Below are 18,125 nucleotides of genomic sequence, written 5' to 3'. Positions count from 1 at the left end.
ATCATGATGTTCAACCCAAAACCCGTCTCAAATGCTCCACCACTTCATCCTGCTCTTCATCCGTCAGGTCCGGGTACAACGGCAAGCTGATGGCTTCGGAAAAATAGCGCTCGGCCTGCGGAAAATCGCCGTCCTTGAAACCCTGTTCACGGTAGTACGGCTGCAAATGCACCGGAATGTAATGCAGGTTCACACCCAACCCGGCTGCGCGCAAGGCTTCGAACACTTGAGTCTGGTCGAGTTTGATCTGCGACAACTGCAACCTGACCACGTACAGGTGCCAGGCTGACTCGGCGCCTTGCTGAACCGTCGGCAATGTCACCGCCAGGCCCGCCAACAGCGTTTCATAACGGGCGGCCAATTGACGACGCCTGGCGACAAACCCGTCCAGCCGCGCCAGTTGCGACAATCCCAGTGCCGCATGCAGATCGGTCATGCGGTAATTGAAGCCCAGTTCCAGTTGCTGGTAGTACCACAATCCCGTGTCCGGCACGTTCATCTGTGCCGGATCACCAGTGATCCCGTGGCTGCGCAGGCGTCGCAAGCGCTCGGCGAACTCCGGGCGATTGGTCAGCACCATCCCACCCTCGGCGCTGGTGATGATCTTGACCGGGTGAAAACTGAAAATCGTCATTGCCGCGTGTTGGCCACAACCCACCGGCCGCCCAAGGTACGAAGCACCCACTGCATGGGAGGCGTCCTCGATCAGCGTAAAACCATAGCGCTCGGATAGCTGCGCGATCGCGCGCATGTCACAACTCTGACCGGCGAACGCAACCGCCACCACCACTTTGGGTAACTTGCCGCAGGCTTGGGCGATCTCGAGTTTCTGCGCGAGTAACCGCGCATCCAGGTTCAAGGTGCCCGGGTCAATGTCGACAAAATCGACTTCAGCGCCACAATAGCGACCACAGTTGGCCGACGCGACAAAAGTATTCGGACTCGTCCACAGCACGTCGCCCGGCCCCAGCCCGGCGACCAGGCAGGCAATGTGCAGCGCCGCCGTGGCATTGCACACCGCTACCGCATACTCAGCCTCGCAACGTTGGGCCAAGGCCCGTTCAAAGCGTTCGATGGTTGGCCCCTGGGTCAACCAGGGGGACTTGAGCACCTCCATCACGGCATCGATGTCTGCCTGGTCGATGTTCTGCCGGCCGTAGGGAATCCGGTAGGGCATCATGACCATGACTCGACACAACGCCCAACCAGCGGGCAGGCACGCGTGGCCTCGAACATCATTTCGCCGTTGAGCATGTGAGCGTCCTTTTATTGATCAGACAGTTGAGCGAGCAACTGCGCCCAGTTCACACTGCGCGCGGTGCCGAGGGTAAAGCCCTTGCCGGTCATGGCCAGGTTCTGGTTGTACGCCAGATCGTGGCTCAATGCCCCGGGCCACTTTTCCCGCAAGGCTTCAAGGGCCTGCGGTGCCTCGGGCAAGGTGCCCGGATGGATGACCTGAACCTGTGGCGTCCACACCACCAGATAGCCCGCCTGGCCGGTTTTCAGGCAAAGGTCGACGTCGCTGAAGGCGTCCGCGAACACGCCCTCGTCCAATCCGCCAACCTCGTCAAACAACGCTTTGCCGATCATCAGACACAGGGCCGAGACAGCTGAGTAATTTTGCTCAAGCACCAGGCGATCAAGGTAACCCCTGGCCTCTTTCGGTTCGCCGGCAAAGGCGCAACCGACACCGTCGTTCATGCCCAGAATCAGCCCGGCCTGCGTGACGTTGCCATCACGGTCCTGCAGCTTGGCACCGACCACACCCACTTCCGGACGCTGGGCCTGGTTGAGCAGCGATTCGAGCCAGGTCGGGTTGACCACTTCACTGTCCGGCGCCAACAGCACCAGGTATTCACCCTGGGCCTGCCGACAGGCTTCGTTGTACAAGGCCGACGCGCTGAGAGGCTCGTGTGCCCGCAGGACACGGGCCCTGTCGCCTGGCTGTCCCAGACCGTCCAGCCATTGCAGCATGTCGGGGGACTGGCTGGCGTTATCGGCAATCAGCACTTCGTAACGGGTGTAGCGGGTACGTTGCACAATCGCGGTCAGGCAACGTTGAACCTGCGCCAGGTTGTCCTGGCTCGGCACAATGATCGACACCAGCGGGCGCTCAGTGTGCCGGTAGTCGATGCGGAAAGTGCCCGGCGTGTCCGAGGTGACTTGCGCCTTGTAGCCGCGGGTGGCGAGGTGACGGATCAACGTCTGGCGCTCGTGGGCATTTTCTTCGCGTGCGGCTGCAGGGGCGATCAGCAGCGGTTCGTCCAGATGAGCCAGCCAGGCCATGCCGCCCTGTTCGATGATACGCAGCAGCAGGTCGAACTCCAGCGCCTTGCTGAAGTCGGCCTGGTAACCGCCGGCGTCCAACCAGACATCCTTGCGGATCAGCCAGTGCCGCGCCATCAGCGCTGGAAGGCTGAGCAGCAGGTCGAGGTTGAAGCCCGGACGAAACACGTCAACCAGCGCGCCATGGGCGTCGCGATGAATTTCGTCCATTGCCACCGCTCGGCAGTCAGGTGCGGCGTGCAATTCCAGACCGGCGCGCAACAGGCCACCGGCGGTGAACTCGTCACCCGCCTCGGTCAGCAGCAACCAGTCGCAGGTAGACAGACGCGCGACTTGATTGAGCTTGTCGACAAAGTTGGCCTGGGTCACTCGAACAAAGTGCAGCGTGTTCTGCTCCGTCGTCGCCGTCAGCGGCTCACCCGTGGTGAACACCACGATTTTGAAGGCGTGGTTGTGACCTTCCAGCAAGCTATCGAGGGTGATCTGCAGCTTGGCCGCGTCGTTGTCGAGGTCCAGTATCAGAATGCCGAATTGCGGACCACCGTTGTGGGCCGCCAGGTGACGCGAAGTCGCGGCGACTTCGTCTGCGTCCGGCGTACGCGCTGCCAGCCACTTGAGCAGGCGACCGGAACGCATGGCACCGAATGCTTCTGTATGGTCTTGGGTCGATACGGCGTCCAGGCGCTCGCTCCAGGCGAACATATCCTGTGCCTCTTGGGCTGTACCCAGAAGTTCCAGCTGTTGCGCCAGACGCGTGACCACCCTACGGTTGAATGGGCCGCTGTCAAATGCGTGCCACAGCCGATCGACGACGCTTTGGGCGGTGTCGTTGTTGCGTGGCCGCATCATGTTTTCCTGGTCCGCCCAAATACCTTCAAGCCCTTGTAGCTGAAGACGACCGGCCGGCATGGCATGCAGCAAAAATTCGATTTGAGTCAACAGGTCGAAGAATGCCTGATTGTAGTAAGGCATCTCGACGTATTGTAAAAGGCCGAATTTACGGTCTGGCCCATTCTGCACATTGCTCCAGCGCGATTCGAAAATGGGTTCGATGGTCAACGATCTGGAAGTGCGCAGGCACTGACCCATTGCCTCAAAACTGTCCAGAGCCAACTGCCTGCCCTGTGCCGGATCCAGTCCGGTTTGCACACTTGGCAGTGTCGACAGCAACTCGGCGAAAGCCTCACGCTCCGACACCGATTTGGCATCGCTGGCGCTGAGGGTGGTCATGACCTCGGTATTGTGCTCCGAGGCCATGTAATTGGCCTCTCGCACGACATAAGGAATGGGTAGCAGCCGCGCCTTTGACCTTGCCAGCATGTAGTACGCATGGCCGATTTCCTGCCATTCGAAACTGGTGTTTTCCGGCATGACTGCGTACCAGTCGCGCAACAGCTCGACACGGTGGACGGCATAAAACGGCGGAACGTACTGCTGCATGAAATCGATGACCCGGTCCTGCGCACGCTCGGACGAATAGTCTTCGCAGACCTTCTTGTCCCGACGGTAGTAGCACACGCTGCTCGCCAGGGTCAGGTACATCAGGCAATAGCCGTGGCACATGCCGTAATCGGGGTTCGACTCCAGAAACGAAACCGAAGCCTGGATCGCGTCATGCACGATGAAGTCATCGTCGGCGGCGAATATCATGTACGGCGTGGTGACCTGTTGCACGCCGTAGTCGAGCTTGGCCCGCAGGCCCTGATAGCCAAACTGCGGCACATGCCGGTAGTCGACCGACGGGAACACGCCGCCGATGCCATCGGTGACCCGGGTCGAAGAGTCCAGCAGCAAAATCCTGCAAGGCAAGGTGCTGTAAAACTTGATTGCCCGGCGCACAAAGGCCGGACGGTTATGGGTGACCAGCACCACCGTCAACAACTCGTTCAGTGGTAATCCGCTTTCAGAACCGTACTTGCCTTGCATTTTCTTCCCCGCCACTGGCTATCGCCCGATGAACTCAACAATGATGCTGTTGCTTAACGAACCCGACGCAGATAGCCGTCCGGCGCCACGGTAATCAGCAGTTTGTTCTGCAACTGACGGTCGACTTCAAAATCAGCGTTTTCTTCCAGGTACTTCCATACGGCGGTCTTCGGGTTGTTGCCCGGGCCCCATGGACGGTCCGGGAAGAAATCGGCCGGCATGTCTTCAACCACGGTGTCCATAACCACGCAGTAGCTGTCCACCGAGACCAGCGGCGCGTACAGACGCAGCTCTTCGAGCACGTGGTCGTGGGTGTGGTTGGAGTCCAGGACCAGAATGACTTTCTTGCCTGCGGCGGCAGCACGCACTTGGGCCGCGATGCCCGCGTCAATGCTCGAACCTTCGATCATCTTGATGCGCTTGCTCATCGGGTGGCTTTCGATGGCTTCGCGATTGTGCGGACGAATGTCCAGGTCGATGCCCAGCACTTCACCGTGGCCTTGCAGCTCCAGCAGGGACGCGTAGTAAATGATCGAACCGCCGTGGGCGATGCCGCACTCGATCACCAGGTCCGGTTTGACCTGCCAGATGATCTCCTGCATTGCCATCATGTCTTGCGGCAACTGAATGATCGGACGGCCCATCCACGAGAAGTGGTAGCTGTACTTGTGTCGGGCCGACTCGTTGAAAAAATCCTGCGCCAGGCCGGTAAGTTTCTGGTTGTCACCCTGCTGGGCGATCTGTTCCTGGCATTCGGCTTCGAAGGCTTTATTGATGGTGTTGTCGGTCATTTTAGAATCTCAATAGTCACTGGAACGAAGCGCTGTCGACGGCGTGATAGACGTAGCGTCCATCGGTCATCCGCTTGATTTCTTCGAGGTAATTGGAGTTCATCACAAACACATTGGCGCCTTCTGGCAGCGCATCCATGGCTTCTTGCGGCGAGCAAACCCGCGCGCCGCTCAGGGGCAGGTACCGCCCCTGTTTGGCCGGGTTGATATCCACCACACGATCTACCGTTACGCCCGCCCGTTGCAGGAACAGCGAATAGATCACGCCTTTGGATGACGCGCCCCAGATCGCTGAACCCTGTTCTGGTGCTGCCTGAATGATCTGCACCGCGCGCTCCAGGCTGCTGGTGAAACCGTCGGGCAGGTCCAGGCGCGGCACCGGTTGCTCCGGGGTCAGGCGCAAGGTCGCAAGGTCGGCAACGATGTACAGGTATTGGCCACCGAACAGGTGACCGGCCTCATGCACCGTGCCGAACATCCGGCGCAGGTCATCGAGGCGGAAGTAATTGACGTGTTCGTAGAACAGGTCGAACCAGGCTTTGTGATCGAGGATCCAGTCGAAGCACGGCACCTCGATGTAGATCTGCCCGCCCTGGTTGGCATCGGCCATTTCGGCGAGAAAGCTCACCGGGTCCTGAATGTGCTCCAGCACATGGCGCAGCACGATGGCGTCCGCCGCCAGCCCCAGGCCGCGCGTGAACGGCGCCTTGATCACATCGGCATTATCGCCTTCGTAAGCAGGGTCGATGCCGGTAATGGCGTAGCCGAGGCCTTTCAACAGTTCGAGAAAGTAGCCCTTGCCACAGCCGACTTCGATCAGTTCCCGGCCCTTGAAGTGACGGGCAATGATGCCCTCGACATCGCTCAAGTGTTTCTGGAACTGGCCGGAGTGCGCTTGCTCGTTCTGATAATCGGCGTCGTAGCTGAGCTTGTCGGCATCGAAGGCCTGGTTGAAGATCAACCCGCTCTTGTGGTCTTGCACCAGCACCATGTCGGCGCGGGCAGAGGCCCTGGCCGACGCGGGGTCGGCAAAGGTGCGGTTCTGCAACACCGGCAGGTCGGCGACCCGATACAACTCATGCCTCATGCGATGCTCCCAGTAGCTGTTGCAGACGGTCCGCCACACCCCAGAACGCCATCGGTTCGTGGATCGGATATGGGTAGTGACCGAGGTTCAATTGGATCGATGCACCGCGCGCGCGCAGCCGCTGCTCGACCAGGGCTCGCACCGAAATCGGCTGGCCGCTGGAGCAATTGATGACACCATCGAAGTCGCGCTGATGCAGGATCGCGGCGAGGTAGCCGGCAGCCGTTTCAATCGATAGGTAATCACGCAACTGTTCGCCAGCGGACATGTTGAAGCTGTCATCCCCGGCATCGATGGCCCGGTCCAGTGCGGCCAGCAGACTGTTCGGGTTTTGCCCCTCGCCGTGCAGGTAAAACAACCGCGCCCACTGCAGGGTGAACGGCTGAACCCGCTGCAGATTCTGTAAAAACACACGCAGCGTATTTTTTGCCAAACCGTAAGGGTTGCCTGGCTGCGGCTCGGTCTGCTCACTGAGCGGACCACTTTGCATGCCGTATTCGAAACAGGTGCCAGTAACCAATACCTGTGAGACGCCCGCCTCCACCACGCCTTTGATGAACCGGTAGTCGGCCATCAGGTTGTGCTCGAAGTGAAACAGCGCCTGATAGTTCGGCAAGCCTGGCCACGCCAGATGCATCAGGGCGTCGACGCCATCGGTCAGCGCGTCAAGGTTCAGCGTCGGGGCGTGAATATCCGCAGCGATGAACTCCACTGCATTGATCCACGGCAAGCACGCGGCGGTCTCGGCGTTGCGCGCTACCGCCCGGACTTCACAGCCACGGGCGAGCAAGGCGGCGACCAGATGACGGCCGACGAACCCGGTGGCACCGGTCACGAGCACTTTCACAGGACAGTCAACTCGGGTACGGCGATCACGAAGCGGCCGTCCCACTGACGCACCTGCGCCAGTTGTTGACTGACTTCGTGCAGCAGGTTCCACGGCAGGACCAACACGTAATCCGGCTTCTCTATATCGATCTGCCCAGGCGCCACAATCGGAATGCGACTGCCCGGCAAATACTTGCCCTGCTTGTGCGGATTGGCATCGGCCACCCAGGCCAACAGGTCCGGCTTGACCCCGGCGTAGTTGAGCAAGGTGTTGCCTTTGGCAGCGGCGCCGTAACCGACCACACGCTTGCCGTCCGCCTTGGCCTGCAACAGGAAGCGCAGCAGTTCGTGCTTGATGCGCTCGGCGGCAGGCGCGAGGGTCGCGTAGTACCCGGCAGTTTTCACCCCGGCGGCAAGCTCGGCCTGCAGTTGTTGTTGAACCGCCGGCTGCACGTCGCGGCGAACGCCGTCGGCGCGCTGGATGAACACCCGCAACGAACCGCCATGGGTCGACAACTGACTGACGTCGAACACTTCCAGGCCATTGCGCGCGCACAAGGCCTGCACGGCGGTCAGCGACAAGTAGGAATAGTGCTCGTGATACAGCGTGTCGAACTGCTGCCCGGCCATCAGTGTCAGCAACTGCGGAAACTCGAACGTCGCTACACCGGTCGGTTTGAGCAGGGTCGCGAAACCGCCGAGGAAATCATTGATGTCCGGCACATGGGCCAGCACGTTGTTGGCCGCCATCAGGTCGGCAGACCAGCCCTCGGCGATCAACTGCGCAGCGGTTTCGCGGCCAAAGAACAGCTCACGAATTTCCAGGCCTTTTTCCCGCGCCGCTTGCGCGGTGCTGCGGGTCGGTTCGACGCCCAGGCAGGGGATGCCGCGCCCGGCCACGTACTGCAACAGGTAACCGTCGTTGGCGGCGATTTCCACCACGCGGCTGTCGGCGCTCAGGCCAAAGCGCTCGACCATCTCGGCCACATAGCGTTCGGCATGGGCCAGCCAGGTACTGGAGAACGAACTGAAATAAGCGTATTCGGCGTCAAACAGGCTGTCGGCGCTGGTGTAATCCTCGGTCTGTACCAGCCAGCACTGCTGACACACTGCAACCTTCAGCGGCACCCATTGTTCGGCGTGCTCCAGCTGATCGGCGCGCACGTAGGCATTGGACGGCGGCGAAGTGCCCAGGTCGATCAGCGGCAAAGCCAGAGCAGTACCGCAACCACGGCAGTTCATAGAGTCACTCCGGCGAAGTGTTCATCGAGCAAAGGATGGTTGGCATCCCTGGCCGACAGATTATTGACAGGTAACGGCCAGGTAATCGCCAGCCGTGGATCGTTCACCGACAAGCCACCCTCGTGGGCGGGCGTGTAATCGGCGCTGTGCAAATAGAGCAACTCGGCGTCGGCGGTCAGGGTCTGGAAGCCATGGGCAAAACCGGCCGGGATCAGCAGGCTGCGACCGTCACCGGCACGCAGGTGCTCGGCGTGCCAGTGCAGGAAGGTGGCGGAATCGGGGCGCAAATCCACCGCCACGTCCCAGACTTCACCGCGCAGGCAGGTGATCAACTTGGCCTCCGGCGCACTGGCGTTCTGATAATGCAGACCGCGCACAGTGCCGCGTTCACGCGTGCAGGAATGATTGATCTGACGAATATGAAACGGCTCGCCGAACGCGCTCAGGCTGCCCTCGCAAAACAGCCGGGCAAAGTGTCCGCGCTCGTCTTCGAAGCGTTTGTGCTGCACGCTGAACAGTCCGCCCAAGGGCAATGGCTTCAACACAAACTCACTCACAGCGCGCCTCGGTACAGGTTCAACTGAGCCAGGGAGATTGCGCGCATGTCGTCGCCGTTTTGCCAGGCCAGGTGCCAATCGAGGGTCTGGGTCAGGCACTGCTGCAACGACCAGCGCGGTTGCCAGCCCAGCAACTGACGGGCGCGGCTGCTGTCCAGGCGCAACAGGCCCGCCTCGTGCAGTTCACTCGGTTCGATGCGCAAGCCACGCGCTTGCGGCCAGCGGCTGGAGAGCAACTTGACCACCTCGCCAACGCTGCACATGTCGGCTTCGCTCGGGCCGAAGTTCCATGCACCGGCAAATTCGGGGCCTTTTTCATAAAGGCTGGCGGCCAGTTGCAGGTAACCCGCCAGCGGCTCCAGCGCGTGTTGCCACGGGCGTACGGCGTGCGGGTAGCGCAAGGTCACCGGTTCGTCGGCGGTCCAGGCCCTGAGCACATCGGGGATCAAACGCTCCGGTGCAAAATCACCGCCACCCAGAACGTTGCCGGCGCGCGCGGTGGCCAGGGCCAGACCGTGTTCTGCGTATTTGTGCGCAGGGAAGAAAGAAGCGGCATAGGACTGCGCCAACAATTCACAGCAAGCCTTGCTGCTGCTGTAAGGGTCGTGCCCGCCCAGCGCTTCGGTTTCGCGATACGGCCACGCCCATTCCTGGTTGGCGTACACCTTGTCGGTAGTTACCAGCACGCACGCGCGCACGCCGCCGACCTGACGGATCGCCTCAAGCAGATTGAGTGTGCCCATGACGTTGCTGGAGTAAGTCCCCAGCGGGTCGCGATAGCCTTCACGCACCAGCGGTTGAGCCGCCAGGTGCAGGACGATTTGCGGTCGGGTCTCGGCGATCAGCTCCAGCAACGCGCCCAGGTCACGTAGGTCGCCGCGCTGATCGTTGATGCCCTCGTGCACCCGCGCCAGTTCGAACAGGCTCGGTTCGGTCGACGGATCGAGCGAGAACCCGCTGACCTCGGCTCCGAGGCTTTGCAGCCACAGCGTCAACCAACTGCCCTTGAAGCCGGTATGGCCAGTCAGCAGAACCCGCTTGCCGCGCCAGAACTCCGGGCTCAGTCCCATTGCTTCCATGGGGCCTCCCCGCTCTGCCACAGGTGCTCAAGGTGGTTTTTGTCCCGCAGGGTATCCATCGGGTGCCAGAAACCATCGTGCTGGAACGCTTGCAGCTGTTGCTCGTTGGCCAGTGCGGCCAAAGGTTCGGATTCCCACGAAGTCTGATCATCGGCGATGTACGGCAGCACCTTGGGCGACAGCACGAAGAAGCCGCCATTGATCCAGCCACCGTCGCCGCGCGGCTTCTCGACGAAGCCTTTGACGCTGTCACCGTCACGCTCCAGCGCGCCGTAACGCCCCGGTGGCTGTACGGCGGTCACGGTCGCGAGCTTGCCGTGGGTCAGGTGGAAGTCCACCAGGGCGCCAATGTTCAGGTCCGAGACACCGTCGCCGTAGGTAAAGCAGAACGCTTGCTCGCCCTCCAGATAACGCGCGGCACGACGCAGGCGGCCACCGGTCATGGTGTCCTCGCCGGTATCGATCAGGGTCACGCGCCACGGCTCGCTGTAGTTCTGGTGAACGTCCATGCGGTTGTTGGACATGTCGAACGTGACGTCAGAGGTGTGCAGGAAGTAATTGGCGAAGAAGTCCTTGATCGCGTAACCCTTGTAGCCAAGGCAAATCACGAAGTCGTGAATTCCGTGAGCGGAATATTGCTTCATGATGTGCCAGAGAATTGGCTTGCCACCGATCTCGATCATTGGCTTGGGCTTGAGGTGCGACTCTTCGCTGATACGCGTGCCCAGACCACCCGCCAGAATAACTGCCTTCATCTGTTCCCCTCTTGTTCTTCACAGCGCCAGCCCAAGCCTGAAAAGGCTTTTCGAGCATCTGGATAAATCGCACAAGGCCGCATCCATAGCTTCTGACTGCGTCGCACATGCTAGATTTATGGCGATTTTCAGGGGACTTGCAGGAAACGCGCCAGCTCGAACGGCGGCGCCGTGTAGCCGCTACCGTTGGGGCAGCGACTACATCAGGGATGGATCAATCGGCCAGCCAGCCATTCTCCCAATAGCGCACGTTGTCGCCACGCAGCATGAAGTCACGCAGTACCGCCTCGCGCAATTCATCGCCCATGCGGTAGCTGGCATCCGGGTCTGCCAGGTGCATGCGGATGGCTTGCAACCACTCATCGGTAGTGTTGCTGATCACCCGCGTACAAGGCAGGTAACCGCGATATGCCTCGGTATCGGTACAGACCACCGGGTAGCCGCACGCGCCGTACTCCAGCAAACGCAGGTTGCTCTTGCAGTCGTTGAAGATATGGAATTCCAGCGGCGCCAACGCCAGGTCAAGGTTCAGGCTGGCCAGCTTCGCCGGGTAGATGCTCAGGTCGATCACCCCATGGAACTCATAGACGTAGGGCAGTAACTCTTCGGGGCACATGCCGAAGAATACCCAATCCACCTCGTTGGCCAGTTCACGAACCACATCGGCAATGATCGCCAGGTCGCCTGAGTGACTGGTGCCGCCACCCCAGCCAACCCGCGGTTTTTTCGAGGTGCGACGCTGACTGCGCAGATCACTCCAAAGGTCAGTGGCGAGCATGTTCGGCACCACCCGAATGTCGTGATGCATGGATGACAACGCTTCGGCCAGCGGCTGCGTCGATACCACCACCCGATCACACAGGCCGATGGCGCGACGAACCAGACGCTCCATTTCGACATTGTCCGGCATGTTGCGAATGTGCAGGTTCTTCTTCGGCGCCTTGATGACGTAGTCATCGAGCTCATAAATCATTCGGGCATTGGTGTGGGGCCGAATGGCGGCGATGTCGCTGATTGGTCCTTCGCTGTAGCGCCCCTGCAGGATGATGACGTCAGGTGATTCGCGCTCGATCTCGATAATCGAGGGCAGATCATAGTAGACGCGCCCGGTTGCCCGACCCGCTTTCTCCAGCTCGATCAGTGGCTGGAGCGCCCGGTAGTGTCCAACCGCCGAGGAGTTGACCGGCAACGCCATGACTTTCGGTACTTGGCGCGCGGAAAACGGGCTCCAGCCTGCGCATAAGCCTGGCTCCAGACTGAAGCTGGAGCCCCCCGGCGTATTCAGCGTCAGGTTAGGGTTGTAAGCCGGATCGCGGGCAATGACGGGCAGCCAGCGCCGGTAAAACGTTTGCTGCTCCTGACTGCGAAGTGCCGCCTCGGCCGCGCTTGCCTCGACCGCAGGCGATGTCCCGAGGACCAGTTGGGCATACGGCGTCCAGACCACCAGATAGTCGTTTTGCCGGATCCGCAGACACAGATCCACCTCGTTGAGGGTCAAGGCAAAGTCCTGGGCCTGGAACCCCCCTACACTGTCGAACAACGCTTTGCGCACCATCAGGCAATCGGCACCGACTGCGCTCATGTCCTGAACCACCTGCAAACGCTGCATATAACCCTGTGAATTCAGCGGGTCGCCGACAAATGGCGAGCCTGCCGGCCCCTGCAACCCGAGGATCAGGCCCGCGTGCTGCACACGGCCGTCCGCGTTGAACAGCTTGGCCCCGACCACACCGACCTCAGGACGCTGGGCATGATTGAGCATCTCATCCAGCCAGTCACCCCGGGTGATCACCGCGTACGGGTCGAGCATCAGCAAGTATTCGCCACGGGCCTGCTGCGCGGCAAAATTGCGCGTTGCCGCGATATTTCCCTGCGGCGCAAACGACTTCACCCGCAACCGCTCACTGCCCATTTCGGCCATGCCACTGAGCCATTCACGTGTATGCGGTGACTCACTGCCATTGTCGATCAGCAGCAACTCGTACTCGCTGTAAGTGGTTTTTTCCAGGAGCGTTTCGACGCAACGCTGCACGGCAGCCAACTGGTCTTTACAGACAATGATGATCGACACCAGCGGCCGGGTCGCGTGCAAGTAATCGACACGATTGAGCGAGGTGAAACTGCCCTCGCGAATCTCATGGGCGATGCCCAGTCGTTGCAGATGCGCCTCCAGCACCAGCGGATTGAGTTCTATGACCTCGGGCAATACCAACCACTGCGCCAGGCCTAATGGCGACTCAAGCATCACCTCGGCGATATGCTCGACAACCTTGATGCCGTCATTTTCAACCATGCGCCATAGCACATCGTGGGGCGCCAATTCGCCGTAGTTCGAATTGAAGCCGCCAAGCTTGAGGAAACTCTCGCGCTGAAATGCCAGGGAGCGCCCGACATAAGGGTAACTGCGCATCAGGTCCAGATTGAAATCCGGCTTGAAGACCGGGTCTTGCGACTCACCGTCACATAATCTGCCTTCATCGGCGTAGATACACAAAACATCCGACGAGACACTGATGCGCTCGGCCAGCAGCAATAGCGCCGGTTCTACCAGACGATCGCCGGCACGCAGCATGTAAAACCAGTCAGCCCCGTCGAGCTGTGCCAGCAACCCGTTGATCTGCTCAAACCCGTCGTCTTGCAACGGTAAATTGAACACCCGCTCGTCAAGATAGGCTTCAGTGCAGGCGCTGGATAACACCAGGGTCAGTTCCGGCGCATAGAGCTGCCGGGCGAGGCTCTGAAGGGTGAGATCCAGAGCGGCACGACTGGCCTGGTCATCGATGATGATCGGGACGATTTTCGGTTGCCGCGCCCAACCGGCCAGGGTTTCCGGCAAGTGACGGCGCGCGGTTTCGCTGAGCGTGCGACACGCCAGCCACTGAGTGTAAAGCTGGGGAAAACTCTCGCTGGCCACCCCCACCCGAAACTCTTGGTGGGCCTGGCTGGCACCCAGGTTTCGACTCACGGCCACCTCATCCCAGACCCGCGGCTCTTCCTTACTGCGGCTCAATGGCAAGTAACGAACCCAGCCCCCGGCAGGCGCATCTTCGCCGCCGCGAACCTTGAGCATCTGCACCAGCCAGTCCTTTTCCACCTCGGCCGCGTCCTTGATCGGTTGTTGGCGGCTCAATCGCTCCGGATGCAGGCGTTCGACGCTCAGCACGTAGTTTAGCTGCGCCATATTGCCCCGACGCATCAGGCAGATGTACAGGGCCAGATCGAGAGAGGCGACAAAGCAATGGCCGGGTTGAGTCAGGGCCGGCAGCAACTCCAGGACATCCTCGCGGCGAAACAGTGCATTACTGAAGCCACCGAGGAAGTTGATGGGAAACCTTTCAAAAATCGCCAGCAGGTCATCGCCCTTGTAGATCCCGCAAGCCGGCGACAACGTGCTGTTCTCCAGCCGGGACGGCAACGGATGGTTGTCGGCATCCCAGAAGGTGCGCTGAGCCAGTACCAGATTGATGTCCGCATTCTCGACCAGCACCTGCGCCTGGTACTCGATGCACGCAGGAGACAGCTGATCATCGTCGCAGAGGAACTTGATGTAATCGCCTTTTGCTTCGTCGAGACACGCCAGCAGGTTGCCGACAAACCCCAATGTCTGCGGGTTTCGTACATAACGCACGCGCAGCGCTGCATCGCCCGTCAGCGACTCGACAACCTGCGCAATCTCATCGCCGCGGCTGTCGTCGCACACAATGATCTCAAGGTTGGCGTATTGCTGGATCAAGGCACTGTGCAGGGCCCGGGAAAAAAAGCGCGGGTTGAAGGCGGGAATGACGAGGCTGACTAACGAGACTGGATTCACGGCGGGACTCTCAAGCGATAGACGCTCACCCATGCGGGTGAGCACCTGAAACCGCTGAAAAAAGACGATAGATATTCGGCGATTTGTGGCCGGGAGCTTTCGCGCCCGACACCTTTAGATCTTGTTGAACAGACCCAGCTGACTGATTTTGCTGAACGCCAGTTGCGAGGCCTGCAACATGGTTTGCTGCAGGGTCAGACGCGTCATCACCTCCGCCGGATCGGAATCGCGGATGGCCGACTGGGTCTGTTTGTTGGCCATGGTCAGGCTCTGGTTGATCGCCGATTGAGTATCCAGAGCCGAGCCACGCCCACCCACCGAACTCAGTGCACTGGACAATTGATCGTTGCCACTGGCGAGGTTGGCGATGCCTGAGGACACGGCGGCCAACTGCTTCTGGATCAGGACCTGGTTGCCGTTGGTTGGCGTGTTCAAAGCGCTCTTCAACTGGCTCACGGTATCCAGGATGTTCTGGGTCTGGTGAGCATTGACGGCAATACTGAACTGATCATTGGCAGACGGGCCCGGCGGGCCTGTCAGGGTGAAACTCACACCCGATGCGGTGGCGACGTTGCCCGCCATGGTCCCGGTGGAAACCGGCTTGCTGCTGGCGGTCAAGGGCGCCGCGTACAGTTCGAAGTCGGTGGCACTGGTAAACTTCAGGACGGCCGAGCCGGACGGGAAACTGGCGTGATAATCGGTCGGGTTGCTGATGGTGGCCGCAGTAACCTGCGCTGTCGATGCGTTGCCAGGGCTGCGGGTTGTCGTGAACGTATCGGGCTTGGAACCTAGTGTGAAGCTGTGGCCAGGCAGCACTGCCGCGGCGCTATCACCGCTTTGCAGATTGATGTTGAGGTTAAGTTCGACACCGCGAAAACTGACAGCCTGCCCAGCGGTGGTACTCGGATCGAAAACGCCCACCCGAGAGGCTTCGGCAGTGACGTCGGTACCGCTGGCATCGGTGATTTTCAGCTGGGTACCGCTAACGAAAGACACGGTATACGGCTCGCCGCTGCGGAACTTGCTGTCGTAGGCGACGTTCGACGATACCTGTCCGTTGGACAGTGTCACGCGACCATCATCAATGGCCGGCGCGGTCATGGTGACCTGGCTACGGCTGGTATTGATCGCCTGCTGGAACACCTCCCAGCCGGTGCTGTTGGTGGCCATGGACATGGTGTCGCCAACCTGCAGGTCGAGGGTCACCTGATCGCCGTTATAGCTGTAGGTGCCGTCGTTATTGCGCGAGAACGGTGGGGTATCACCCTTGGAACCGGCGAAAATGTAGGTACCGTTTTCGTCCTTGGCGTTCATCAGGCTCAACAGTTGTTCTTCGATCTGGCCCAGCTCCGAGGCATTGGCCTGGCGGTCGGCGTCGGTGAGGTTGCCGTTACCGGAACCAATAGCCAGTTCCTTGGCGCGCTGCAGCACGTTGTTGATACTGGTCATTACCGACTCGGTCTGCCCCAGGGAGGCCTTGATCGTGTTGGTGTTGGCGTTGAACTGATCGAGCATCGACGCTTGCTGACCCAGTTGCAGCAGACGCGAGGCGCCGACCGGATCATCGGCGGCGGTATTGACGCGAACCAGGCTGCTGGCCTCTTCGCTGCTCTTGACCGCATTAGCGAAGTTCTTCTGATAATTCGCCGCGGTGGACTCGTAAAACTGGCCAGTGGAAATGCGCATGGGCTACGACTCCTTAGAGACTGTTGATCAGTGTGCTGAAAGTTTCCTGCGCAGCCTTGATGATCTGCGAAGAGGCGGTGTAGTACTGCTGATACTTGACCAGATTGCCGGTTTCCTCATCGAGGTCGACACCCGAGAGCGAGTCGCGAGCACCCTTGGCGTTGGCCAGGATGGCGCCGGTTGCGGCGCTGTCGAGCTTGCCCTGGGCGGTTTTGGCACCCACGCCTTCGACCAGTTTGCCGTAGGCGTCGGTCAGGGAAATGCCCTTGCTGGCCGTACCGGTTTCCACCACCTGCCTGGTTTGCAAGCCCGCCAGTGCGGTGCCGTTACGGTTGTCCAGGGTGCCCGGCTGCGCGATGCTGATGTCGATCGCTGTGCCCTTGCCCGGCGAACCGGCCACGGTCATCTCGAAGGTCGCGGTACGCTGCACGGCAGGCGGCCCCGGATCCATGATCGGCGCACCCGAGGCGTCCTTGAGCGGCACACTCAGGCTCAGGGTGTTGTTCGCGTTTGGCTTGATCGTGCCATTGCTGATTTCGACACCTTTGGCGTCGAGCAACTGATAGGTCTGGGTGCTGCCGTCGGCAGACGGTGAGCCGAACACGAGCTTGACCGGCGTCGAATTCTTGAGGCCGTTCTGCATGGCCGTGGCGGTGGCCGCGTCGTAAATGTCGAACCTGGTGGTCAGGGCCGGCTGGCCGCTGGACGGGATCGTCAGGGTGCCGCTGCCGCCCGGTGCAATGGCCGCGCTCAGGGGTGCGGCGATGGCCAGGCGCTTGGGGTCGGTCATCTCGGTCTGGATGGTTGCGGCCGCGTTGCGGGTCGGGGTGATCCTGAACGTATCGCCGGTGGCAGCACCACCGCTGAACGACATCGCGAAGCCGTCGATGACTGGCGCAGGCGTGGTCGCGGTGCTGAAGCTACCCATCGACGTATTGTCTGGCAGGCGCTGGACCGTGTAGTTGGTGGCGCTGGTGAAGGTGACCTTGTAATCGTTGATCGTCAGCTTGCCAGTGTCCTTGACCGCCACATTGAAATTGCCTGAACCGGCACTGTTGCCAGTCGAGGCAATACTGCGCTGAGACATCTGCGCGGCGCTATTAAGACCGTTGAACAGGTTCGAACCGAAACTGCCGTTCTTGTCGATACCCTGAGCCTGAAGGCTGTTCATCTGATCGGCGACGACCAGGGCGACACGGCCCAATTCATTCAAGGCGGGGTCGAGGACTTCGCTGCGATAGCGCAACAGGCCGCCGATTTCGCCCCCGGTCATGATCGAGGTGATTTCGATAGTGCTCGCACCACGATTGAGCTGCAGCGCCAGACGACCCGGGTCATCCTTGCCCGGCACCGCCTCCAGCTTGTTGACGGTGTCGCCAATCACCAAGGGCTGCCCGCTGCCCAGGTAAATGTCTATGTTGCCGTCACGCTCGATATACTGCGCCCCGGTGAAAGAGGACAGCTGGCGCATGGTCTCGTTGCGCGCGTCGAGCAGCTCGTTCGGCGTACCGCCGGCGCTGGTCACTTCGCCGATTTTCTTGTTCAACTGCGCCATGGTACTGGCCAGGTTGTTGACCTGGCCAACCATGTCCGTCAGGTTGCCGTTGATGGTCGAGTTCTGCGAGTTCAACTGCCCGGCCACCGAGTTGAAGCGATTGCTCAGGGCCTGCGCATCGCTGAGCAACAACTGCCGGGAAGCGTCGTCACCGGGTTTGGCATTGACGTTCTGTACCGAGGCGAAGAACTTGGTCAGCGCACCGCTGAGGCCTGTGGCACTGTCTGACAAAAGCGTGTCGAGCGGCGTGATTTGCCCCTGGTAGGCGGCCGCATCACTGTTGAGCGAAGTCGTCGTCTGCAATTGTGCATCGAGGTAGCTGTTGTACACCCGGCGCACATCGGCCAGGGTCGTGCCGGTGCCGATGTACACATTGCCGTACTGAATGGAGTTTTTGCTGCTCTGTACCGTCTGCTGGCGCGAGTAGCCGGCGGTGTCGGCGTTGGCAATGTTATTGCCGGTGGTCGCCAAGGCGTTATGGCTGGCACTCAGCCCCGACATCCCGATGTTTAGCAAACTCAT

12 protein-coding genes are annotated in these 18,125 nt (G+C 60.5%); all 12 read right to left on the bottom strand.

The window, feature by feature from the left end:
• Positions 1 to 10: 10 nt before the first annotated feature.
• The gene (pseC, locus tag ASE98_RS10965) at positions 11 to 1,180 is read right to left on the bottom strand and encodes a UDP-4-amino-4,6-dideoxy-N-acetyl-beta-L-altrosamine transaminase (protein ID WP_060541591.1); all 1,170 of its coding nucleotides are present in this window, start codon (positions 1,178 to 1,180) and stop codon (positions 11 to 13) included.
• 86 nt (positions 1,181 to 1,266) lie between these two features.
• Positions 1,267 to 4,212: a TIGR00180 family glycosyltransferase gene (locus ASE98_RS10960; RefSeq protein ID WP_060541386.1), complete on the bottom strand. Its 2,946-nt coding sequence runs from the start codon at positions 4,210 to 4,212 to the stop codon at positions 1,267 to 1,269.
• 53 nt (positions 4,213 to 4,265) lie between these two features.
• Entirely contained in the window at positions 4,266 to 5,003 is a 738-nt protein-coding gene (locus tag ASE98_RS10955; protein WP_060541385.1) for a cephalosporin hydroxylase family protein, read from the bottom strand.
• Between the two features lie 16 nt (positions 5,004 to 5,019).
• Positions 5,020 to 6,090, bottom strand: coding sequence for a class I SAM-dependent methyltransferase (locus ASE98_RS10950; RefSeq protein WP_060541384.1), 1,071 nt, complete (start codon positions 6,088 to 6,090; stop codon positions 5,020 to 5,022).
• Positions 6,080 to 6,937 carry an NAD-dependent epimerase/dehydratase family protein gene (locus ASE98_RS10945; protein ID WP_060541383.1) on the bottom strand — a complete coding sequence of 286 codons (858 nt, stop codon included), beginning with the start codon at positions 6,935 to 6,937 and terminating at the stop codon, positions 6,080 to 6,082. The genes ASE98_RS10950 and ASE98_RS10945 overlap by 11 nt, the downstream gene beginning before the upstream one ends.
• Positions 6,934 to 8,160 carry a class I SAM-dependent methyltransferase gene (locus ASE98_RS10940; RefSeq protein ID WP_060541382.1) on the bottom strand — a complete coding sequence of 409 codons (1,227 nt, stop codon included), beginning with the start codon at positions 8,158 to 8,160 and terminating at the stop codon, positions 6,934 to 6,936. Before ASE98_RS10940 ends, ASE98_RS10945 begins: the two co-directional genes overlap by 4 nt.
• Entirely contained in the window at positions 8,157 to 8,717 is a 561-nt protein-coding gene (locus ASE98_RS10935; RefSeq protein ID WP_060541381.1) for a dTDP-4-dehydrorhamnose 3,5-epimerase family protein, read from the bottom strand. The genes ASE98_RS10940 and ASE98_RS10935 overlap by 4 nt, the downstream gene beginning before the upstream one ends.
• Positions 8,714 to 9,796 carry a CDP-glucose 4,6-dehydratase gene (gene rfbG, locus ASE98_RS10930; RefSeq protein ID WP_060541380.1) on the bottom strand — a complete coding sequence of 361 codons (1,083 nt, stop codon included), beginning with the start codon at positions 9,794 to 9,796 and terminating at the stop codon, positions 8,714 to 8,716. Before rfbG ends, ASE98_RS10935 begins: the two co-directional genes overlap by 4 nt.
• Positions 9,778 to 10,551: a glucose-1-phosphate cytidylyltransferase gene (gene rfbF / locus ASE98_RS10925; protein WP_060541379.1), complete on the bottom strand. Its 774-nt coding sequence runs from the start codon at positions 10,549 to 10,551 to the stop codon at positions 9,778 to 9,780. The genes rfbG and rfbF overlap by 19 nt, the downstream gene beginning before the upstream one ends.
• Before the next feature lie 214 nt (positions 10,552 to 10,765).
• Positions 10,766 to 14,362 carry a glycosyltransferase gene (locus tag ASE98_RS10920; protein WP_060541378.1) on the bottom strand — a complete coding sequence of 1,199 codons (3,597 nt, stop codon included), beginning with the start codon at positions 14,360 to 14,362 and terminating at the stop codon, positions 10,766 to 10,768.
• Positions 14,363 to 14,476: 114 nt separating this feature from the next.
• Positions 14,477 to 16,048, bottom strand: coding sequence for a flagellar hook-associated protein 3 (locus ASE98_RS10915; protein ID WP_060541377.1), 1,572 nt, complete (start codon positions 16,046 to 16,048; stop codon positions 14,477 to 14,479).
• A gap of 13 nt (positions 16,049 to 16,061) precedes the next feature.
• Positions 16,062 to 18,125 carry a flagellar hook-associated protein FlgK gene (gene flgK, locus ASE98_RS10910; protein ID WP_060541376.1) on the bottom strand — a complete coding sequence of 688 codons (2,064 nt, stop codon included), beginning with the start codon at positions 18,123 to 18,125 and terminating at the stop codon, positions 16,062 to 16,064.

The organism is Pseudomonas sp. Leaf48 (assembly GCF_001421885.1).
Classification (GTDB): Bacteria; Pseudomonadota; Gammaproteobacteria; order Pseudomonadales; family Pseudomonadaceae; genus Aquipseudomonas.
Note: the sequence above shows the minus strand (reverse complement) of the source record. Positions and strands in the feature narration are given on the sequence as shown.